Origin of the sequence: Nostocoides jenkinsii Ben 74, from assembly GCF_001046875.1 — a bacterium.
Lineage (GTDB): Bacteria > Actinomycetota > Actinomycetes > Actinomycetales > Dermatophilaceae > Nostocoides_A > Nostocoides_A jenkinsii.
On sequence record NZ_HF571038.1, the window covers coordinates 2745215 to 2765870 of the forward strand.

At 71.3% G+C, this 20656-nt stretch carries 13 protein-coding genes, 1 tRNA gene and 1 other RNA gene; 8 read left to right on the forward strand and 7 right to left on the reverse strand.

The window, feature by feature from the left end; genetic code table 11:
- A partial coding sequence (locus tag BN13_RS13150; protein WP_084733751.1) for a DNA polymerase III subunit gamma and tau occupies window positions 1–2719 on the reverse strand: 2719 nt, incomplete at its 3' end.
- Between the two features lie 75 nt (window positions 2720–2794).
- Between BN13_RS13150 and BN13_RS13155 the strand changes: the two genes are divergently transcribed.
- Both BN13_RS13155 and BN13_RS13160 read left to right on the forward strand, forming a co-directional pair.
- Window positions 2795–3613, forward strand: a complete 819-nt coding sequence (locus BN13_RS13155; RefSeq protein ID WP_084733752.1) for a DsbA family oxidoreductase — start codon at window positions 2795–2797, stop codon at window positions 3611–3613.
- 6 nt (window positions 3614–3619) lie between these two features.
- Window positions 3620–4651: a DUF695 domain-containing protein gene (locus BN13_RS13160; protein ID WP_048547564.1), complete on the forward strand. Its 1032-nt coding sequence runs from the start codon at window positions 3620–3622 to the stop codon at window positions 4649–4651.
- 14 nt (window positions 4652–4665) lie between these two features.
- On the opposite strand, the gene ffs is transcribed toward BN13_RS13160, so the two are convergent.
- Both ffs and BN13_RS13165 read right to left on the reverse strand, forming a co-directional pair.
- Window positions 4666–4762: signal recognition particle sRNA small type (gene ffs, locus BN13_RS18785), an RNA gene on the reverse strand.
- A 17-nt stretch (window positions 4763–4779) separates the two neighbouring features.
- Window positions 4780–5835, reverse strand: a complete 1056-nt coding sequence (locus BN13_RS13165; RefSeq protein ID WP_048547567.1) for a hypothetical protein — start codon at window positions 5833–5835, stop codon at window positions 4780–4782.
- A 150-nt stretch (window positions 5836–5985) separates the two neighbouring features.
- On the opposite strand from BN13_RS13165, the gene BN13_RS13170 reads away from it, so the two are divergent.
- Window positions 5986–6073, forward strand: a tRNA-Ser gene (locus tag BN13_RS13170).
- 95 nt (window positions 6074–6168) lie between these two features.
- Here BN13_RS13170 and lhgO read toward each other — a convergent pair.
- Window positions 6169–7368, reverse strand: coding sequence for an L-2-hydroxyglutarate oxidase (gene lhgO, locus BN13_RS13175; RefSeq protein WP_048547570.1), 1200 nt, complete (start codon window positions 7366–7368; stop codon window positions 6169–6171).
- A gap of 115 nt (window positions 7369–7483) precedes the next feature.
- Here lhgO and BN13_RS13180 point away from each other — a divergent pair, with 115 nt between their 5' ends.
- Entirely contained in the window at window positions 7484–9376 is a 1893-nt protein-coding gene (locus BN13_RS13180; RefSeq protein ID WP_048547572.1) for a propionyl-CoA synthetase, read from the forward strand.
- Window positions 9377–9532: 156 nt separating this feature from the next.
- On the opposite strand, the gene BN13_RS13185 is transcribed toward BN13_RS13180, so the two are convergent.
- Window positions 9533–11131 (reverse strand): helicase HerA-like domain-containing protein, encoded by a 1599-nt coding sequence (locus BN13_RS13185; RefSeq protein ID WP_048549159.1) that lies wholly within the window; start codon window positions 11129–11131, stop codon window positions 9533–9535.
- 191 nt (window positions 11132–11322) lie between these two features.
- Here BN13_RS13185 and BN13_RS13190 point away from each other — a divergent pair, with 191 nt between their 5' ends.
- Both BN13_RS13190 and BN13_RS13195 read left to right on the forward strand, forming a co-directional pair.
- The gene (locus BN13_RS13190) at window positions 11323–11931 is read left to right on the forward strand and encodes a LytR C-terminal domain-containing protein (RefSeq protein WP_048547574.1); all 609 of its coding nucleotides are present in this window, start codon (window positions 11323–11325) and stop codon (window positions 11929–11931) included.
- A 19-nt stretch (window positions 11932–11950) separates the two neighbouring features.
- Complete coding sequence (locus BN13_RS13195; protein ID WP_048547576.1) at window positions 11951–13078, forward strand: hypothetical protein; 1128 nt, start codon at window positions 11951–11953, stop codon at window positions 13076–13078.
- Window positions 13079–13158: 80 nt separating this feature from the next.
- Here BN13_RS13195 and BN13_RS13200 read toward each other — a convergent pair whose 3' ends face one another.
- Both BN13_RS13200 and BN13_RS13205 read right to left on the reverse strand, forming a co-directional pair.
- Window positions 13159–15267, reverse strand: coding sequence for a glycosyltransferase (locus BN13_RS13200; protein ID WP_048547579.1), 2109 nt, complete (start codon window positions 15265–15267; stop codon window positions 13159–13161).
- A complete protein-coding gene (locus BN13_RS13205) occupies window positions 15264–17294 on the reverse strand; it encodes a glycosyltransferase family 2 protein (RefSeq protein WP_157038589.1) in 2031 nt (676 codons plus the stop codon). The genes BN13_RS13200 and BN13_RS13205 overlap by 4 nt, the downstream gene beginning before the upstream one ends.
- 94 nt (window positions 17295–17388) lie before the next feature.
- On the opposite strand from BN13_RS13205, the gene BN13_RS13210 reads away from it, so the two are divergent.
- Window positions 17389–18015, forward strand: coding sequence for a hypothetical protein (locus BN13_RS13210; RefSeq protein WP_048547583.1), 627 nt, complete (start codon window positions 17389–17391; stop codon window positions 18013–18015).
- A 2-nt stretch (window positions 18016–18017) separates the two neighbouring features.
- Window positions 18018–20656, forward strand: a 2639-nt coding sequence (locus BN13_RS13215) for a glycosyltransferase (protein WP_048547585.1), incomplete at its 3' end; no start/stop codon positions are given.

Here is a 20656-nt window from a genome sequence, read left to right on the forward strand (position 1 = left end):
CCCCGCCGGGGGCGGCGGGGTGGGTCGTGGGCGGCGGGTCACTCCACGGGTCAATGTCGGGTGAGCGTCGCTCCCGCGGGGAGGTCTCGATCGGGGAGGTATGGCCGTGCGCGTCGCCATCCGCCCCGCTCGGCCCTCCCTGACGTCCCGGGTAGCCCGCTTCGGAGCGTGTGGCTGCCCCCGAGCCCGCTGGGTCGGAGCGGGCCTTCGCGTCGTTCGAGACGGCCCCTGAGGCGCCGCCACTGCCGACGCCCGGCCCAACTTCATCGTCACCCGGGGAAGCCCAGGACGGCGGCGCGGAGACGGGGGCGCTCCCCCACGAACTGCCGGAGTCGTCCCAGCTCGGCCCCCGCGTCGCCGCGGCCCGGCCGGCAAGATCGGCCAGCCCAGCACCTCCAGCCCCTCCGGCGCGGTCGGCACCTCCGGCGCGGTCGGCGCGGTGGGGATCCGGACCCGTGTCGGCGGAACTGCTCAAGCCCGCGGAACTGTGTGACTCGGCGGAACGGCTCAAGTCGACGGAACCGGACGAGTCGGCGGAACTGCTCAAGCCCGCGGAACGTCCGGCATTGCTGGCGGGTCCGGCGCTGCTACCGGGTCCGGCATTGCTGGCGGGCCCCCCGCTGCTATCGGATCCTGAGCGACTGGACGGGCCACGACCGCTGGGTCCCCCGCCCGAAGCGGCGCTGCTACCGCTTGGGCTACCGCCTGGACCGGGGCCGGGCGATCCGCCACCGGGGGGAGTCGACGCTGACGGCCCGGAGCCTGGTTCGCCGGCGACCACGCCCTCGACGCGGACGTCCAGACCGAGCACGTCGACGAGGGCCTGCCGAACGATGTCGGCGTGCACACCGGCACGGAAGGCATTGGCCAGGCCTACGGTCGAGATGCCGAGGACGAGCCGGCGGCCGTCGTAGTCGACCACTTGGGCGTGGTCCGACAAGAACGTCCATGTGGTCCGCCGCAGCGTAAAGATCTTGGCCAGCACGTCGGGCCAGGCGCGGCGCACCGCGGCGAGGTCGAGTCCGGCGGGTCCGCCGCCCGACGGCGACGCCATCGCCGACACTTCGTCGGCTGGGTCGGGTGCTGTTGCCGGCTGGAAGAGCGGCCGCGAGCGATCACGCTCGCCGCCGAAGGGTCCCGGCGTTGTTGTTGTCGAGTCTGGTGCCGGTCCCGATCCAGGTACCGGTGCCGCTGTCGAGCGGTCCTCGGGTCTCGGCGCTGCTGTGGGGTCCGGCGCAGTTGGCGATGTCGAGCGCTCCGCGGGTCCGGGCTGAGTAGCCAGTCCCTGTGCATGGCCCGATGCAGTGCCCGGTGCCGGCGCCACCGGCGAGCCCGCCGCATTGGCCACCGGCGTCGCCGAAGCCGGCGCGGAACCCGACTCGGGCACCGACGCAGCACCTCCAGGCGGCGTCGGAGCTGGCGCTGCCATCGGAGACCGGCTCTTACCCGCCGGTAGGTCAGACGGTTCGTCGCGCGGAGGTGCCGAAACGTCAAACCTTCGCCCCGACACCGCTGGCGACCCTGCCGGTGTCGCCGGGACGGCGCCGGTGGGCACGCCACCCACGTCGAGGCGACGTTCGAGGCGGTCGAGGCGCGCGGCATACCCCCGCTCTCCGGCGGCCCCGGGAAGCAGGACGCGAGCCGCGATCAGTTCCAACTGCAGCCGAGGAGCCGTGGCGCCCGTCATCTCCGTCAAGCCCGCATTGACGACGTCGGCGGCCCGCGACAAGGCGCCGGCGCCGAAGGCGGCGGCCTGCACCCGCATACGGTCGATCTGGTCGGCGGGAAGAACCCGCAGCACGCTCGCCCCAGCGTCGGGCAGCGCCGAGAGCACGATCAGGTCGCGGAACCGCTCCAACAGATCCTCAACGAAGCGCCGCGGGTCCAGGCCCGTCTCGATGACCTGGTCGATCCGCCGGAACACCTCCGCCGCGTCGCCCGCCCCGAACGCCGTGATCGTCGCATCGAGCAACTCCCCGTCGGTGAACCCCAACAGGGCCGCTGCGCCGTCGTAGGTCAGCCCCCGCGCATCGGAACCGGCGATCAGCTGATCGAGCACCGACAGCGAGTCACGCACCGACCCACCACCGGCGCGGACCACGAACGACAGCACACCCGGCTCGACGGACACACCCTCGGCGCGAGCCAGATGCTCCAGGTAGTCGTGCAGCCGGGCCGGGGGCACGAGACGGAAGGGGTAGTGGTGCGTCCGCGAGCGGATCGTGCCGATGACCTTCTCGGGCTCGGTCGTGGCGAAGATGAACTTCACATGCTCCGGCGGCTCCTCGACGATCTTCAGCAGGGCGTTGAAGCCCTGCGTCGTGACCATGTGGGCCTCGTCGATGATGTAGACCTTGAACCGGCTCTCGGCGGGCGCAAAGGCGGCCCGCTCGCGCAACTCCCGAGCGTCGTCGACGCCACCATGACTCGCCGCGTCGATCTCGATCACGTCGATCGAGCCAGACCCCCCGCGCGCGAGCGCGACACACGAATCGCACACGCCGCACGGTGACCCGGTCGGTCCACGCTCACAGTTGAGGCAGCGCGCCAGGATCCGGGCGCTGGTCGTCTTGCCACAGCCGCGGGGCCCGGAGAACAGATAGGCGTGGTTGATCCGCCCGCTGTCGAGCGCGCGCATCAGCGGCTCGGTCACGTGCTCCTGCCCGATCACGTCGGCAAACGTGTCGGGCCGGTAGCGGCGATACAAGGCGGTGCTCACCTTCGGAACCTTAGACCGCCCGACCGACAGCCCCCGGACTTGCCTCACACCCCCTTCGTGACGTAGTCAGGGGTCATGCGTATCGACGTGTGGTCCGACATCGTGTGTCCGTTCTGCCACTTGGGGCGCCGCCACCTCGAACTCGCCCTGGCGCAGTTCGAGCACCGCGACGAGGTCGGCGTGATCTGGCACAGCTTCGAACTCGACCGCAACGCCGAGGCCGTCCAGTCCGGCTCGGTGCTGGAGAAGGTCGCCGCGAAGTATGGCGCGCCGATCGAGCAGATGCGTGCCCAGCACGAAGAAATGGCGGCGGCGGCCGCGGCGGTCGGCCTCGACTTCCAGTGGGAGCGTCTCGTCGGCTCCAATTCGTATGCCGCGCATCGGCTTCTCCACTTCGCCCGCTCCGTGGGGCGCGAGTCCGAGGTCACCGACCGGATCATGCGCGCGTGGTACTCCGAGGGCCAGGCCATCGGCGACCCCGCCGTCCTCCAGCGCCTCGCCGTTGACGCCGGGCTGGACGAGGCCGCGGTCGCCGACGTGCTCGCCTCCGACGACTTCGGCATCGAGGTCCGCACCGACGAGGCGCTCGCGACCCAGATCGGCATCACCGGAGTTCCGACCTTCGTCCTCGACCAGAAGTACGCCGTGACCGGCGCCCAGCCCGTTGAACTCATGCTCGCCGCGATCCGCCAGGCCTGGGACGAGCAAGGCACCAGGCCCGAGATGGCCGCCGGTGGTGGCTGCGGCGGCGGATGTTGTGGCGGGGGCTGCGGTGACGAGGTCGACGACACCCTCGATGGCCAGATGTGCTCTACCGACGGCTCGTGCGGCGGCGGGGGCTGCGGCTGCGGCTGCGGCTGCGGCTGCGGCTGCGACGAGCCCGCCCGGGCATAACGGCCGTTGTCCACCGAACACGAGCCGAGCGAGCCCGCGGGGGCGGGGCGCGGCATACGCGAGTTTTGGCAGTGGTGGGAGCGCGAGGGTGCCGCCCTCGCCAGTCGAGCCGCCTCCGGCACGACGACCGAACTCGATCCCCTCACGACACACGTCGCGGCGATCCATCCCGACCTGCAGTGGGAGTTCAGCCCCGGCGCCCAGACGGCCCACCTTCTCGTGGTCACCGCGGCGGGCGACCCCGGGCTGCGCGCCGTGGCGCGAGCCTGGCTGGACGCCGCCCCCGAACCCGACGTGACCTGGGGTTTCGCCGACCTGCGCCAGCCCCTGCCCGACCCGGGCGCGGAGGTCATCGAGTTCGGCGGGCACCGAGTCGCCTTCGCTGATTTTGTCGCCGCAGCGCACCGCGGGTCGACCAGCATCGACGTGGCCGTGCATCACCCCGTCTTCCTCGACATCGCCGAGGACGACGCCGCCGGCCTCGCCTACCTCGCGCTGGACTCTTTCCTGGGCGAGGAACTGACCGAGACCTGGATCGGCGCGGTCACGTGGCCCGGCGAGCCGCCGCTCGACGCCTTCCCGTTGCGCTTCCTCGGCTCGGTCGTGCGCGATTTTGTCGCCGAGCACCGCGACGACGAGGGCAACCCCGCCTGGATGGCGTTGCAGGGCTCCGGCCCCACCGGCAGGCCCGTTCTCGCGCTGGCTCAAGTTCCGTTGCGGCAGATCACCTTTCCCGGGTTCGACATCCATCTGGCGATCACGATTCCGTATGCGGAGCAGGGCCCCGATGGCCTCCCCACCCCCGCCGGTCTCGCTCTCCTGCGCGAGCGTGAGGAGCAGCTCGCCGCCTCCCTCGGCGCGGAGGGGCGGATCGTGGCCCACCAGAGCCACGACGGGGTGCGCCTCGTCCATGCGTATGCCGCGCCCGACCCCGCCATCGCCGCGCGCGTCGCCGAGGTGGCCGCCGCGTGGCCGGGGACGCAGGTCGTCGTCACCGCCGACCCCGGCTGGGCCCTCGTCAACCACCTGGCCGGCTGAGCCCAATTCCGAAAACTAAAGACACCCCGCGTACCTGGAAGAGCTCGCCTACCCTTGCTGCATTCCTGCCCTGGGGGAGTTCGGTGAGGTACCACCACGCGGGGTGCCGGGCTTAAGTATAGGTGACCTCACTCGGCCTCGATGCCGCGATAGCGCCCGCCCGAGTGCGCCCGTAGGGCCGCGTCGACCTCCTGAATGAGATTGGTGTGCAGTGGCCCCGCGACCGGCAGTCCGTCCCGATGGGTGTATGCCGCGCGGCTCGCGTCCGCGCGCAGCCCTGGTGCCGCCGTGCCCGGCACCAGCCGGAACCACATCACCGGCGCGGGCACCTTCGCCCCGCCCGGGCCGCGCACCACGATGCTCTCCCCCACTGTCAGCGAGACCGCCTCGATTTGCGACCAGTCCAGCGACCAGCCCTGGAGCCGCTTCCGGCGGATGCCGTCGGCGTCGATAACCAGGCTCTGCCCGCGCGAGATCAGGAGTTCGACGGTCGTGGTGGCCCCGGCCAGTCCGGCGAGGGCCAGGACAACGCCGATCACGCCGCCGATCACCCGGACGGGCGTGGTCGCGGGCTCCAGATGCCGGCCGGTCACCGCGGCATATACGACCCAACCGCCGAGGATGAGCAGCCCGAGCGACACGATCCCGAGGAAGGCGACCGTGCCGACGCCGGCGATCGTGACCCGCGAGGTCGACGGCTGGTCCTGCGGGGGCCGGTTGCTCGGCGGGCTCGCCCACGGCGAGACGGGGTGAGGAGTGGGCATCGACGCGGCGTCGTCTTGGACCTCGCGCGGGTCTTGGACCCCGCACGGCTCGGGGGGTGCAAGCGGGGGCGCTCGCCATACGCTCCGGGCGAGCAGGGCGGCCAGCGCGAGCGGCACCGGGAAGAAGCGCTCGTCCGCGTCCAACAGCCCGGCAGCCACCAGGAGCAGCGGGAACGAGCCGAGCGTCTGCCAACTCGGGAGGTGCCGGCGGCCGCGCCGGAACATCCAGATGGCCAAGGCGAGCATGACCAGCATCAAGCCCGCGACCACCCAGCCGGGGATGCGGTCGTCGCCCGGGGTGACGGCCGCGCCGAGGCCGATGACCAGCAGGGCCGGGGCACGGCATACGCCAGGATCAGGCCGGCAGGCAGGCGACGGGTGCGCACCGCCCGAGTATTCCCCGCCACCCTGGGCACCCACTGGGACACCCCACGAAGTTCTCCGCTCGCCGCCACGCAGAGCGTGGGACCCAGCTCCGATACCTCGCGGGGACCCCGTCCAGGAGTTTCGCACCGCGGCGTGAAAGCCGCCGATTTCGGGGCGGGCCCCGGCTCGGGTAACCTCTCCGGCGGAGGATTCGCATAGTGGCCTAGTGCGCACGATTGGAAATCGTGTTGGGATAAAACCCTCGGGGGTTCAAATCCCCCATCCTCCGCCACCGTCCTGGCCACAGGACTCGGGAGCCCTCGGACCGCGGTCCGGGGGCTTTCGTCATCCTCGGCCTGCCTGAGCGCATCCCTTAACGCTCGTCCCTTAACGCTCGGCGAGCACCCGGTCCACGATGACCTCGGCGATGGCCAGGCTCGACGTCGCCGCCGGCGAGGGGGCGTTGCGGACCGCGGTGATGCCGTCCTGCGACTCGATCCGAAAGTCGTCCACGAGGCTGCCGTCGCGATCCAGCGCCTGGGCGCGCACCCCGGCGACTCCGCGCGCCACATCGGCCGCGGTGATCGCCGGGACATACCGGCTCGCCTTTTCCATGTATGCCGCGCGCGACGCGCTCCCCCACAGCTCACCGACCGCCGTGCGCCAGTGTCGGCGCGCCATCCGTCGGAAGCCGGGGAAGGCGGCATACGCGCCGAGGTCCCGGAGGCTCACGGCGCCCCAGCCGTAGCCCTCGCGCGCCAAGGCGAGCACCGCATTTGGGCCGACGTCGAGCGAGCCGTCGACGCGCCGGGTGAAGTGCACGCCGAGGAAGGGGTAGCGCGGGTCCGGCACCGGATAGACCATGCTGCGGACGAGATCCTGCTTGTCCGGGTGAACGCGGAGGTACTCCCCGCGGAAGGGGACGATGCGCGGCTCCGGAGACCCGCCCGCGAGGCGCGCGACGCGGTCGGCGTGGAGCCCGGCGCACAGCACGAGGCGGTCGAGGCGAGATCGCGCGTGCGGCGTGGCGACCTCGATCCCGCCGACGACCCGCCGGATCGCGACCACCGGTGACCCGAGCCGGATCGATCCTCCGGTCGAGATGACCTGCGCGGCAAGGGATTCGGCGACCGCGGCGTAGTCCGTGATGCCGGTGGCGGGGGAATGCAGGGCGGCGAGGCCCGCGGCATACGGCTCGATGTCGGTGATCCCGGCGCCCTCGACGCGCCGCAACCCGGGGACGCCATTGGCCGTCGCCCGACGGGCAAGTTCCTCGAAGCGGGGCAGTTCCGCGGCGGTGAGGGCGACGACGAGCTTGCCGCACTGCGCATACGGGAGGGCGTGCTCGGCGAGGTAGTCCTCGAGCAGCCCGCGGCCCCGGGTGCACAACTGCGCCTTCACCGACCCCGGTGGGTAGTAGATGCCGGCGTGCACCACCCCGGAGTTGTGGCCGCTCTGGTGCGCGGCGAGACGGGCCTCCTTCTCGAAGACAACGACCTCGGCGGCGGGCAGCCGCCGGGTCACCTCGCGGGCGACGGCGAGGCCAACGATCCCGCCGCCGATCACGCCAACGCGCTCCCTGCCCACCGAAATCACCTCTCGTCGCACCCTAATCCGGCCGCTCGGCGCGAGGGAGGCACCGCTGGCCTAGGTCACTCTCCCCTTGGTAGCGCGCCGCCCGGCCGCGCGCCACGATGGCGACATGAGCAACGGAGCTTACGCAGCGGCATACGAGCAGAGCATCAGTGACCCGAACGCGTTCTGGGGCAAGGCCGCGGAGGCGATCGAGTGGATCACCCCGCCGACGACGGTGCTGGACGACAGCAACCCGCCGTTCTATCGGTGGTTCACCGGCGGACAGATGAACACCTGTTTCAACGCGCTCGATCGGCACGTGCGCGACGGGCGCGGGGAGCAGGTGGCGATCCATCACGACTCGCCCGTAACCGACACCAAAACCAGCATCACGTATGCCGCGCTGCTCGACCAGGTCAGCCGCTTCGCCGGGGGCCTGCGCGACCTCGGGGTGGTCAAGGGCGACCGGGTGCTGATCTACATGCCGATGGTGCCGGAGGCTGTCGTGGCCATGCTCGCGTGTGCGCGGCTCGGGGCGATTCACTCAGTGGTTTTCGGCGGGTTCGCGCCGGCGGAGTTGTCGGCGCGGATCGAGGATGCCGCGCCGAAGGTCATCGTGTCGGCCAGTTGCGGCATCGAGCCGACGCGCACGATCGCCTACAAGCCGATGCTGGATGCGGCGATCGACCGGTCGAGCCACCAGCCCGAGCACGTCGTGATGCTGCAGCGCCCCCAGGTCGAGGCTCCGCTCGGCGAGCGGGATGTGTTGTGGGACAAGGTGATCGAAGCCGAGCCGGCGGATTGCGTCGCGGTTGAGGCGACGGACCCGCTCTACATCCTCTACACCTCCGGGACCACCGGGCGGCCGAAGGGGATCGTGCGCGACAACGGCGGGCACGCGGTGGCGCTGCGCTGGTCGATGGAGAACATCTATGACGTGAAGCCGGGCGAGACCTGGTTCACCGCCTCCGACGTCGGGTGGGTCGTGGGCCACTCCTACATCGTGTACGCGCCGCTGCTGACGGGGGCGACCACGGTCGTCTACGAAGGAAAGCCGGTCGGCACCCCCGACGCGAGCGCCTTCTGGCGGGTGATCAGCGACTACGGCGCGGTGGCGATGTTCACCGCGCCCACGGCATACCGGGCCATCAAACGGGAGGACCCGAACGGCGAGAAGAAGGCGGCCTTTGACCTGAGCACGCTGCGCAATGTCTTCCTGGCCGGGGAGCGGCTCGACCCCGACACCTACCACTGGGCCGACAACCTCCTGCACTGCGCCATCGTCGACAACTGGTGGCAGACCGAGACGGGATGGCCGATCGCGGCGAATTTGCGCGGCCTCGACCCGATGCCGATCAAGGCGGGCTCGCCGTCCGTGCGCGTGCCGGGGTATGACGTGCAGGTCCTCGACGAGGTCGGCAACCAGTGCGACCGCGGCAACGAGGGCGCGATCGCCATCAAGCTGCCGCTGCCGCCGGGGACCTTGCCGACGCTGTGGCAGGACGACGAGCGCTATGTCTCGGGATATCTGTCGGTCTATGACGGCTACTACCTGACCGGGGACGGCGGGTTGATGGACGAGGACGGCTACCTCTTCGTGATGGGCCGCACCGACGATGTGCTCAACGTCGCCGGGCACCGGTTGTCGACCGGGTCGATCGAGGCGGCGCTGTCCGGGCACCCGGCCGTCGCCGAATGCGCCGTGATCGGGGTCGCCGACGACTTCAAGGGCCAGATCCCGCGTGGGCTGGTCGTGCTCAAGGGCGGGTATGACGCGTCCACCGACGGTGACCGCATCGTCGCCGAGCTGGTCAAGCGGGTCCGCGACGAGGTGGGCGCCGTGGCGTCACTGCGGCAGGTCGACATCGTGCCGGCCCTGCCGAAGACGCGCTCGGGGAAGATCCTGCGCAAGACGATGCGCGAGATCGCCGACGGCAAGACCCCGACCATCCCGGGCACCATCGAGGACGCCTCCGTCCTCGACGCCCTGGCCGACACCCTGAAGCACACGGTGCACTAGCCCCCGGCCCCCCTTGCCGGATTCCCGCCCAATCCCAGTTTCCGGCGCTTCGGGAGGGTTTCTGGCTGTCAGAAACCCTCCCGAAGCGCCGGTTTCTGGGATTGGGCGGGAAAACCGCAGGGGGCACACGCCGGGGGCCGGGGGGCGGGGGCGGGGTCAGCGGGAGCGGCGCGCGGTGCCGAAGATCGAGCGAGTGATCTCGCGGCCGATGACCGTGCCGGCGGAGCGGAGCATCGACTTGAACGCGCTCGACTTCACGACGGACTGCACCAGGCCGGGGTCCTCCTTCTCGGCCCGAGCGCGGGGCTGCTTGGAGGGAGCCGGCGCGGGGGCCTGGGGCACCGGGATCTGGCGGCCCGGCGCGTCCTGCGGCCCACCCGCCCCGACCCCGCCAGCGGCACCCTCACCAGCAGAGCCCGGCGCGGGCGGAGCCGCCTGCAACCGCCGCTGCAAGATCTCGTAGGCCGAGTCGCGGTCGGCGACCGCGGCATACTTCGTCGACAGGGGCGAGGCGGCGATCAGTTGGGTGACCATGGCCGGGTCGGACGGGGCCATCAGCGATTGCGGCGCCCGCATCATCGTCCACGCGACCGGGGTCGGCGCGCCCTTCTCCGACAACACCGTGATCACCGCCTGGCCCGTCCCGAGTTGGGTGAGCAACTTCCCCAAGTCATAGTCCGTATGGGGATAGGTCGAGACCGCGGCCCGCAACGCCTTCGCGTCGTCCGGGGTGAAGGCCCGCAAGGCGTGCTGCACCCGGTTGCCGAGCTGCGCGAGCACATCGGTCGGCACATCTTTCGGCGACTGGGTGACGAAGAAGACGCCGACCCCCTTCGAGCGGATCAGCCGGACGGTCTGCTCGATCGCGTCCTGGAACGCCTTCGACGCGTCGTTGAACAGCAGGTGCGCCTCATCGAAGAAGAACACCAGCTTCGGCTTGTCGAGATCCCCCACCTCGGGCAGGTCGTGGAACAGGTCCGCCAACAACCACATCAAGAAGGTGGAAAACAACGCCGGCCGGTCCTGCACGGCGGGCAGTTCAAGACACGTGATCAGCCCCTTGCCGTCCGGCGCCGTCCGCAGCAGGTCACGCGTGTCGAACTCTGGCTCGCCGAAGAAGATGTCGGCGCCCTGGTCCTCGAAGGCGATCAACTCGCGCAGGATCACCCCTGCGGTCGCCTTCGACAGGCCGCCGAGATCCTTCAGCTCGGACTTGCCCTCATCGGAGTTCAGGAACGAAATGACCGCGCGCAGGTCCTTCAGGTCCAGCAGCGCCAGCCCGTTCTTGTCGGCATAGTGGAAGACCAGCCCAAGACTCGATTCCTGAGTCTCGTTCAGCCCCAACACCTTTGCCAGCAGGGTCGGCCCGAAGGCGGTGATGGTGGCGCGAATCGGGGTGCCGCTCCCCTTGCCGCCGAGCGACAAAAACTCGGTCGGGTATGCCGTGCCGACCCACGCCTGCCCGATCGACGTCGACCGCTCCTCGATCCTCGCGTTCGAGGCCCCCGCCGTCGCCAGACCAGACAGGTCGCCCTTGATATCGGCCAGGAACACCGGCACGCCATTGCCCGACAGTTGCTCGGCCATCAGTTGCAAGGTCTTCGTCTTGCCCGTCCCGGTCGCCCCCGCCACGAGCCCGTGGCGGTTCATAACCCCCAACGGAATCCGCACCGGCGCATCCGGATACACGACATCGTCAACGACCGCGGCACCGAACTCGATCGCCGGCCCCCTGAACGCATAGCCATCCCGGATCTGGCGGGCGAGGGCATTCGTGTCAGCGCCCTGCGCCGGCGCGTCAACGGCCTCGGCAACCGTTGCCGCCGCTGCGGCGTCAGAGGGGGAGGCGGCCTGCGCAGCCGGCTCGGACGGGTCGGCGGCAGGGATCGTTGCAGGAGTCTCGCTCACGGCGTCAATGTATCCCTCCGCGCCGAATCGGGCCCCGCATGCTTGACTATCCCGCGAACAACCGGGGCAATGACGCGAAGGGAGCAGGTAGCGAGATGGGCACTCCCATCGTGGTCAACAACAACGACCGCCGGCGTAACCAGGCCATCCGCACCGCGATCGTCTTCGCGGTCGTGATCGGCTTCTTGGCGCTCGCCTTTCATCGTGCCTACACCTATATGCGCACAGATCACGGCAAGCCCAAAGCCTCGGCGACCCCGTGCCCGGTCAACCCGAAGTCCAATGCGGCGCCGCCCTATACGGTCACCGTCAACGTCTTCAATGCCACCAACCGGGCGGGTCTGGCCGGCGAAGTCGCCAAGGCGTTCAAGGCCCGCGGCTTTGTCGTCGGCAAGGTGGCCAACGACCCGCTGAACGCCAAGATCTCCGGCGCCGCCGAGGTCCGCTTCGGCATCAACGGCAAGAAGGAAGCCATCGCCGTCACCAACCAGGCCGAGGGCGCCAAGCGCAAGCAGGACAAGCGCAAGGACACCTCGATCGACTTCGTGATCGGCACCGCCTTCGTCTCCCTCAAGCCGGCCCCCAACTGCACCCCGGCCACCGCCCCGCCCGAGCCCTCTGCCTCGGCTTCCGCCTCGCCTTCCTGACCGTGATGGTCGCGCGCGCATGACCCGGGTCCTCGCCTCATCTCGGATCTTCAGTCCTTGGTATGCCGAGGCCGCCACCACCGCGTCCGCCTGGCTGGTTGCCTCGGGCGCCGACAGTGTCGACGTGATCCGCGCCGACCTCGGTAGCCAGGCACGATCCGTGGTGCGGCCGGAGGTGGACGCGCGGGTGCGGCATACGACCTCGATCGACTCAGCCGAGCCGCCGCAGACGTGGGCGGACCTCGCCACGAATGCCGAGTCCGCCTTCACCGCCCTCACCTCCTGGCGGGCGGCGGGCGGCGCCTGGGACGTCGGCTACTCCGGCCCCGAGGGGCTTGGAGACCATCTCGTGCTGGCCCTCGCGCGCGCCCGCGGCCTCGTCCCGTCGTGGACCGCCCATCTCGGCCGCTTACCGACGCATGACGCGGGCGGGGCGCGGATCAACGACGTCGCCGAGGCCGACGATTCCCTCGCGGGCGTATGCCGCGGGCTCGCCGAGTGCTGGCACGTCCCCTTCCCGAGGGACGGCGATCTCGCGCCCGCGATGCTGGCGCTCATTGCGGGCGGCAGCGACCGGATCGTCGTCGCGAGTGAGGAACTCGCCGAAATCCTCTGCGCCTCACCGCAATGGCGCACCGTTGCCGGGATCGAGAACCGCATCGAGGTCTGGGCACGACCCGGCCGGACGTGGGAGCGGGCGACGGTCCCCGGCCGCACGGGCATCACGGCGTATGCCGATTCCCCTCGCCTCCCGTTGCTCGACCCGGTGTTGCGGGCGTATGCGTTGCTCGACGCGGCCGAGCGGGCACGGGTGGGTCTGACGATCGCGACCGACGACCCCGCCGCCGCAACGGCGCTGGTGAGATTGCAGGCGCTGGAGGAGGCCGTACCCGTCCTGGCTCCGGCCGGGGTGCCGGCGCCCTGTGCGGACCTGGCGCTGGTGGTCGACTGGCCCGTGCCCGCTGGCCGGGCGTTCGACCCCGTGCCTCCGCCGGAGCTGGCGGATGCCGCGGCGAGCGGTGTGCCGGTCATTCTGCTGGCGCCGCAGGATTCGCCGCTGACCCGCGCCGCCGTCGCCCACCACCTCCCCACCGAGCACGTCAGCGCCGCCCGAGCCCTCCTCGCCCGCCTTACCGTTCGAACTTGAGCACGCCTTACGAACTTGAGCACGCCCTGGAGGGCGTGCTCAAGTTCGTAAGGCGTGCTCAAGTTCGACAGTCGGGGGGTTTAGGGCCTCGCGCCGAGGATCGCGTCGAGGTACTCCTGGCTCGTGGCCCCCGCCGCGCTCAGCGCGTCCGCGGCGGCCCTGCTGCGGCGGGACTCCATGGCCCAGGCGACGGGATCGGCATACGCCCGAATGCGGTCGGCGGCCTCCCGCGGGCTCGACACCACCCAGTCGGGGGTGTCGGCGTAGATCGTGCGGGCGCCGTCGCGGGCGGCCACCTGCGGCCAGTCGCGGATGACCGGGACGCACCCCGAGACGGCCGCCTCGACGACACCGACGGGCCAGCCCTCCACCACGCTCGTAGAAAGGGCAAAACCGCACTCGCTCAACGCTTCTTCGAGTCGGCGGGTGAAGCCGACATAGACGATCGCGTCGCGCAGCACCGGCTTGGCGGTGAGTTCGCGGAACCGCGCGAGGTAGTCGGCGACGGGCACCAGCGCTGAGTCGGCGAAGTCGCGGCCGATGAGGTGCAGCCGCCAGCTCGGGTCGTCCGCCAACAACTCCCGCAGGATCTCGACGGCGAAGATCGGGTCCTTCACCCGCCGCCCCCAGCCGACCATGGCGATCCGCCGGTGCGAACCCGTCGTCTTGGTCTTGCGATAGCGCTCGACGTAGATGATGTTGTTGACGACGGTGAGCCTCGTCGGCAACGGCTCCCGCTCCCCGTCCGAGCCGATCGCCGCGAGTTGCGGCGCGACGAAGGCCTCGACGTGCCGACTGACCAGCAGCACCTCGGCTACACGTGGCCAGCGCACCATCTGGGCCCACGCCTTAGTGGCGTCGACCCGGTGCATCCGGACAACGAGCCGGGCGGCCGGCGGCGCCAGGTAGGACGCAAACACCGACCCGGGGTCGCACCAATCAGCAAAAACCACGTCCGCCCCCGCGAGCCGCGCGCTCAGGACGTCGAGTTGCCGGGCCGCACCGCGGTCGGCCGGCAAGTCGCCCCAGCGGGCCGGGTCGGCAAGACGCAGCCATTCACCGACGATCTGCTCGGTCGGGTCACGCCGCGCGAGCATCGGCCCGAGGTCGTCGCTCGGCACGAGTTCGGGATCGTGCCCCGCGGCACGGAGCACGTCGAGGACCGGTTGATAGAACGAGCCGTACGCCCCCGCGAGGACCACGATCTTCGGCTCAGCGGGTAGTTCGGCGGGCACATCAGTAGGCACGTGAGCGGGCACGTCAGGGGGGGTAGCGGACGGCGCGGGTCGGGCCGCGGCGAGCTCCGCGGCATACCTCCCGAATCGCGATTCCCGCCACGGGGTCAGCACGGCATCCGGGTCGTCGACTATCCGCGAGCGCTGGCCGTCGGCATGAAGTTCGCTGTGGAATACCAGCCGCAGGCCGAGCGTAACCAACCGCACGGCCCCGCTGAGGTCGCCGCGCTCGGTCCGCTCCATCGCGGCATCGAAGGCCTCCCGCGCCGCGTCGGCATCCCCCGGCTTCGACCCTGAACCAAGGCTCAACTCGGCGATGCGCAGCAGCGCAGCGATGCCATTCGCCGCGCGCTCGGCGGGACTGAGCGTCGCCAACGCGGGCGCCAGGTCGCCGAGTTCGCGGTAGCCGGAGGACCCGAGCAAGTCCGTCGCCGCCCGGCCAATCGCCTCGGTCGTCTCCGGCGAGCGATAGGGCGCACTCAACGCTTCGTCGAGGAGTTCGGCCAGGCCGGCCCGCCCCTTCGCCCCGCCCACGTGCGCGCGCAGGAGATCGCGGCGGCGCTGGTCCGCCAGATCGGCCAGGAACCGATGCCAGTCCCGCACAACCAGATTGGGCTTCTTGGCGAGCTTCTCCACCGCCCGGGCCCGCCCGTCCGGCACGACGATCTCGTCCGCCGCCGCGAACGCCTTGGCGAGCGCCGGGTTCGACTCCAACGCCGCGACCAGACGCCGCGCCGGCGCCAGATCGGCTCCGGCGGCGCCCGCCCCGAGGTGCACTTGCTTCACATTTGGTGGCAACCCGCGTAGCGCCCGCTTGGCCGTGTGGGCGAGCGTGGCGCGCACGTCCTGGCCCGCGGTGGCGAGCGACCACACATACCCGACGTATGCCGCGCCCCCCGCGTCCTCGGCCAGGATCACCACCTCCCGTGGCCGCGTCACCGGTGTCGAGGTCATGCCCTCACCTTCCCCTCGCGCCCTGCAGCCTCGCCCGGACCCCCGCCAGCAGCCTCGCCCGAACCGCCGCCAGCGGCCCGCTCACCCTCGCCCGCGGCCCCCTTACCCTCGCCAGCGGTCACCTGGGCGAGCAGCGATTCCAGATCGGCCACCGCGACGCCGAGGTCCAGGCTCCACTCCGCGGCGTCCTCTGCGGTCGGCGCCACCAACTCGACGTCCCGGCCGAACAGCTCGCGCGCCCCCTCCCGCATCGCCAACAGATCGAGCGCCACCCCGTCCTGGGGGTTCGGCAACAGCGCCGCGATCCGCCGCGCCCGGACCGCGGGCCGGTCCAGGCTCGGCATCTCCAATAACCCCGGCGTGACGACGACCAGCAGTTCCGCCGTCGGCGTGTCCGACGCGCTAATCAGGTCGACTCGCCCCGACAGCACCGGGCTCATCGCCTTCGGCAGCGTCTCGGGCCGCCGGGGCCGCCCCAAGGTCGGGTCCTCCGCAAAGATCAGCGCCGTCGTCCGGGACCGATCCATCATCAACGCCCGGGTCGGCTCCTGGGTCCACGCCGAGGGGACGGTCAGGTCCAGGAGGAAGGCCACGTCATACGAGGAGGGAGGGGGCGTGCCCCCGGGGAGGTCGCGCCGGAACGACCACGACGCCGGGAACGCCCGCCGCCGCAACTGCTCGGCCCCGCGCAGCGGCGGAGTCGCGGGGGTGATCGCGTCGTGCCACGCCCGGAACGACGCCCGATAGAGCGCCCGGTCCGGAGTCATCCACAACATCCGGAAGTCGCTGCGCGACAACGATCCTCCCCGCAATCGGGTGATCGCCAGCGGCGTGGAGGTGTCCACCGTCGGCCCGAGACGGCGCTCGACGCGCTCGTGATACTCCGAGTCGGCCCCTTTGCGGACCGTGTCGAACATCCCGACCGTCTCGATCGTCGAGCGGCGCACCATGAACGACGACGCATTCCGGCGCCGCGACGGGTAGCCCAGCCATGAGACGCTCAGGTTGTCCAGCGCCCGGATCGCATCGCTCCGGCTCGCCGGCGCCAGCGGCTGCTCCTGCAACAGCCGGACCTGCTCGGCGATTCGCTCCGGGTGGCTCCAGTCGTCGGCGTCTTGCGTGGTGATGAACCGCCCGCGCGAGCGCGTGATCGCCTCATTGCGCCCGAGGTAGCTCCCGCCATTCGCCGGCATCCGCACCACCTCGACACGCGAGTCCACCGCGGCCGCCTCCTCGAAGATCGGCCCGAATCCCGGCCCCGACGCATCGTCCACGAGCAGGATCTGGAGGTTGCCATAGGACTGCGAGCCCATCGACGTGATCGAGTTGACCAGCCCCGCATCCGGCCGGAAACAGGGCACGATGATCGTCACCAGCGGCCCATCCACCGATGGTCCGGGCGCCGCGGTCAGCCCGTCGAACGGGTGCTCCGCCGCCGCATCCACGGCAATCGGCGCGAGCCCGGCGCTCGCGAACCGCTCGTTGAACAACCCCAGCCACTGCGCGCGCGCGTCCGCCCCGCTCGGCCCGCCCGCCACGAACGGGTTCGCCAGGTCGAGCCGGAAGTCCGCCCGCTCCGCCTCCGACAACGGCAACACGTCGAGCAGCCGCACCAACCCCGCCCGGTCCCCCGCGAAAAAGGTCAACTGCCCGAACAGGAATGCCGCCGACTCCGCGTCGGCGAAGGCCGCTGCCCCCACCCGCTCCAAGACATCGGCGTATGCCGCGCGCGCCCTCCCCTGGGCCCGCACCGCCTCGTCTCCTACCGCCCAGATCGTCGCGAGCGCCAGCGCGTCCTGCGGACGGCGCAGGCACTCGTCCGGCCAGCGCCCCGAGGAGTCGAGCACGGCGGCGAGGGCGGCCGAATCGGCATACCCATTGCTGGCCCGGAGGGCGAGGACGTCGAGCAGGGCCGGGGCACCCGTCCGCAGCGCGGCCCGGGCCAATCCGTGGATCCCTCCGACCGGCAACTCCCGCGCGGCGAGGCGGGAGACGGCGACATCGACGACGGGCACCCGCGTCCGCATCGAACTGCTTCTCCCCTCGCGTGGAATAATCGCCGAGCGTAATGCAGGGCCGCGCCCGCCCGCGCCGCGCCGTCACCCCAAGGGAAAGGCCTCCATGACCTCCAAGCGTGTGCTCGCCGGACTCGGAGGGCTCGGGGGCCTCGGCCTGCTCGCCTTCATCGGCGCGTTGGCGCACTGGTGGTGGCTCGTGGTCCTGGCGATCGCGGCGATGCTGGGCTTGCTCGGGGTGATCGCGCTCAACACCAACACCCTCGTTCGCTCGCATCGCACTGCCTGGGATCGCAGCGTGCGCACCGGCGGCGCGAGTGCTCCCCTGCTCACCTCCGGCGTCGTCAGCGCCCCGGCCACCGAGAAGGACCTCACCGGCGCGCTGCGGCTGCTCCAGGCGCAGTATGTGGGGCGCCTCGACCGTGCTCAGACCACCCTGGAGCGCGCGGCGGCCAAGCTCGATGCGGCCGGTGCGGGACCCGGTCCCGCCACCCCCGACGCGTGGTCGACCCTACCCGCCGGGGCCAGCCTGGTCCTTCACGAGGTCACCGACGAGACCCTGGCAGCCGCGCGGCGCGCGGCCGACGCCGGGGTTCCCGTGCGCGTGATCGACCCCGACAGCCGCGATCGCGAGCGCCTGGAAGCCGCCGGGCTCGGCGAGGTGGACATCCTCGACGCCGTGCCGCACGCCACGGCCAGCATCGTGCTCCCCGAGTCGCCGGCCGCCGGCTGATCGTGACCCTCCCCGACCCGGCCACCCTTCCCGACCCGGCGACCCTGGCGGCCCAGCGTCGCGCGGTCATCGACCGCCTGGCCGAAGGTCTGGCGACGAAGGATCGCGGCATACCGCAGACGCTCCTGCGCGCCCGCATCCCCAGCGGTCGGGACGTCCTTGCCGTCGCCGCGACCAATGGGCGCGCGCTCGCCACCGATCTCGACGCCATCGGCCTCGGCGCCTCCGGCACCAGCCTCGACCCCGCGAGCATTGCGGGCTTTCATCCCGATCTCGTGGCGGCGTTCGCCCAGGTCACCGCCCTGCTCCCGGGCGGGCCGGACCAGGGTGCCGCGGCCCTCGGCCTCTATCGCCTCCTCGACAAGGCGGGCAGTCTGGGCCGGCTCAAGCGGCGCCATCTCGATCTCTATCCCCAACTTTTGTATGCCGCGGGCCGCCTCGACGAGGCCCGCGCCGCCCTCGCCGCCAAGGTCACCCCGAGCGTCGCGGACTTCCTGCGGGCCGACCTCGCCCACCCCGGCGGCCACCCGCTCGCTCGGGCCGGCGGCGCCGATCCGACCACCTCCCCGGCGGTCTGGCTCGCCGCGCTGTCCGCGGCGATGACGCCGAGCCCGGACACCATCGGGGTCGCACTACACCCGGACCCGAGCGGCCGCCTCCCCGCGTTCGACCGCCTGACCGGCGCCGGGCCCCTCGCCCCGCTCCACGGACCCCTCGTCACGGTCATTACCAGTGCCTACAACCCCGACCGTCGGCTGTTGACCGCAGCCCGCTCGATGGTCGAGCAGTCATGGCAGGACTGGGAACTCCTGATCGTCGACGACGCCTCCCCCGACCCCGGGGCAGCCGCGATTCTCGATGAAGCGCAGGCCCTCGACCCGCGCATCCGGGTCATCCGCAAGGCGGTCAACGGCGGCACGTATCGGTGCCGGAACACGGCCATACGGCAATCCCGGGGCGACTTCATCACCTGCCTGGACTCCGACGACTGGGCGCACCCGCAGCGCCTCGAACTCGGCTTGCAGCCCCTCCTGGCCGAGCCCGGCCTGATGGCGACGCGCTCGATGGGGGTGCGCGCCGATGAGGATCTGCGGATCACGCGACCGGGCTACGCCGGGCCGTTCCCGGCCGCGTCGACGCTGCTCTTCCGGGCCCCGGCGGTGACCGGGCGGATCGGCTTCTTCGACACCGTCCGCAAGGCCGCGGACACCGAGTACGCCCGACGGATCGAGTCCGCTTTCGGGCAGCCGGTCTATGACATCCCGCGCGACATCCTGACCATCCTGCACAGCGACCCGCAGTCGCTGTCGGCGGACGAGTTCTCCGCCGGGTGGCGCCACGAGGTCCGCCCCGCTTACAAGCAGGCGTACTCGCGCTGGCATACGGCCATCAATCTCGCCGGGGCGGACCCCTTCCTCGACCCCGAAGACCCGCGGCCGTTCCCGGCGCCGGCGCGGTGGACTCGCCCGGTCGACTCGCGCCTGGCCGCGCCCGCGCGGTTCGACATTGTGCTCGCCGGGGACTGGCGCCGCTACGGCGGCCCGCAGGTCTCGATGATGCAAGAGATCGCGGCCTGCACGGCGGCCGGGATGCGCGTCGGGGTCATGCACCTGGAGGCCCTGCGCTTCGCTACCAATGTCGACCAGCCGCTGTGCGAACCGCTGCAGGAGGTCATCGCGACCGGCCAGGTCGAACGGGTTTTCCCCGACGACGACCTCGACGTCGACATCCTGCAGGTTCGCTACCCCCCGATCCTGCAGTTCCCGCCCGACGTGCCCCACGCGTTCACCCCGAAGCGGCTGTTCATCATGGCCAACCAGGCGCCGCGCGAGCCCGACGGATCGGACCCGCGCTACGTGCCGGCCGATGTCACCACCAACGCGCGCGCCCTCTTCGGCACCGAGCCGATGTGGATTCCGCAGGGCCCGACCATCCGCGCGATTCTCGAGCGCGAGCTCCCGTGGGCGTCCATCACCGCCTGGGACAACCCCGGCCTTATCGACATCGACGCCTGGTATGTCCGTCCCGACCGGCCCGTCGCCGCCCGCCCGATCGTGGGCCGCTTCTCCCGCGACGACCGGATCAAGTTCCCCGACGACCCCGGCGACCTCCTCGCGGCATACGGCCTCCCCGACACGTATGACGTGCGCATGCTCGGCGCCGCCCAAACCGTCCCGGCGCTGCTCGCCCAGGCGCAAGCGCCGGTGCCAGCGAACTGGACGCTCTACGAGCACAAGGAAATTGACGTCCGCGAGTTCCTCGCCGGGCTCGATTTCGTCGTCTATATGGACAACCCCAACGCCTTCGAGGCGTTCGGACGCGCCCTCCTGGAGTCGGCCACCTCGGGCGCCGTGTGCATCGCCGCCCCGAAGCACCGTGCCACCTTCGGTGATTCTTGCCTGTATGCCGAGCCCGCCGCCGTCCCCGCCCTCCTCGCGCAGCTGGTCGCCGACCCGGTCGCCTATCGGGCGCAGGTCGAGCGGGCCCACCGCTACATCGAGGAGCACTTCTCCACCGAGAGTTTCGCCGCCCGCGTGCGGGCAATCCAGAGCGAGATCGCGGTGAGCACCCCGGCGCCCCGCCGACGCGAGCCCGAGCCGGGCGAGCGCAGCGAGTGGGTCGACATCCGCCTCCGCCGCCC

Coding starts and splice junctions, on each gene's coding strand:
- BN13_RS13200 (WP_048547579.1), bottom strand. CDS start 15,267: ATGACCTCGACACCGGTGACGCGGCCACGGGAGGTGGTGATCCTGGCC.
- BN13_RS13195 (WP_048547576.1), top strand. CDS start 11,951: ATGACCCGGGTCCTCGCCTCATCTCGGATCTTCAGTCCTTGGTATGCC.
- BN13_RS13155 (WP_084733752.1), top strand. CDS start 2,795: ATGCGTATCGACGTGTGGTCCGACATCGTGTGTCCGTTCTGCCACTTG.
- BN13_RS13190 (WP_048547574.1), top strand. CDS start 11,323: ATGCTTGACTATCCCGCGAACAACCGGGGCAATGACGCGAAGGGAGCA.
- BN13_RS13180 (WP_048547572.1), top strand. CDS start 7,484: ATGAGCAACGGAGCTTACGCAGCGGCATACGAGCAGAGCATCAGTGAC.
- BN13_RS13210 (WP_048547583.1), top strand. CDS start 17,389: ATGACCTCCAAGCGTGTGCTCGCCGGACTCGGAGGGCTCGGGGGCCTC.
- BN13_RS13205 (WP_157038589.1), bottom strand. CDS start 17,294: ATGCGGACGCGGGTGCCCGTCGTCGATGTCGCCGTCTCCCGCCTCGCC.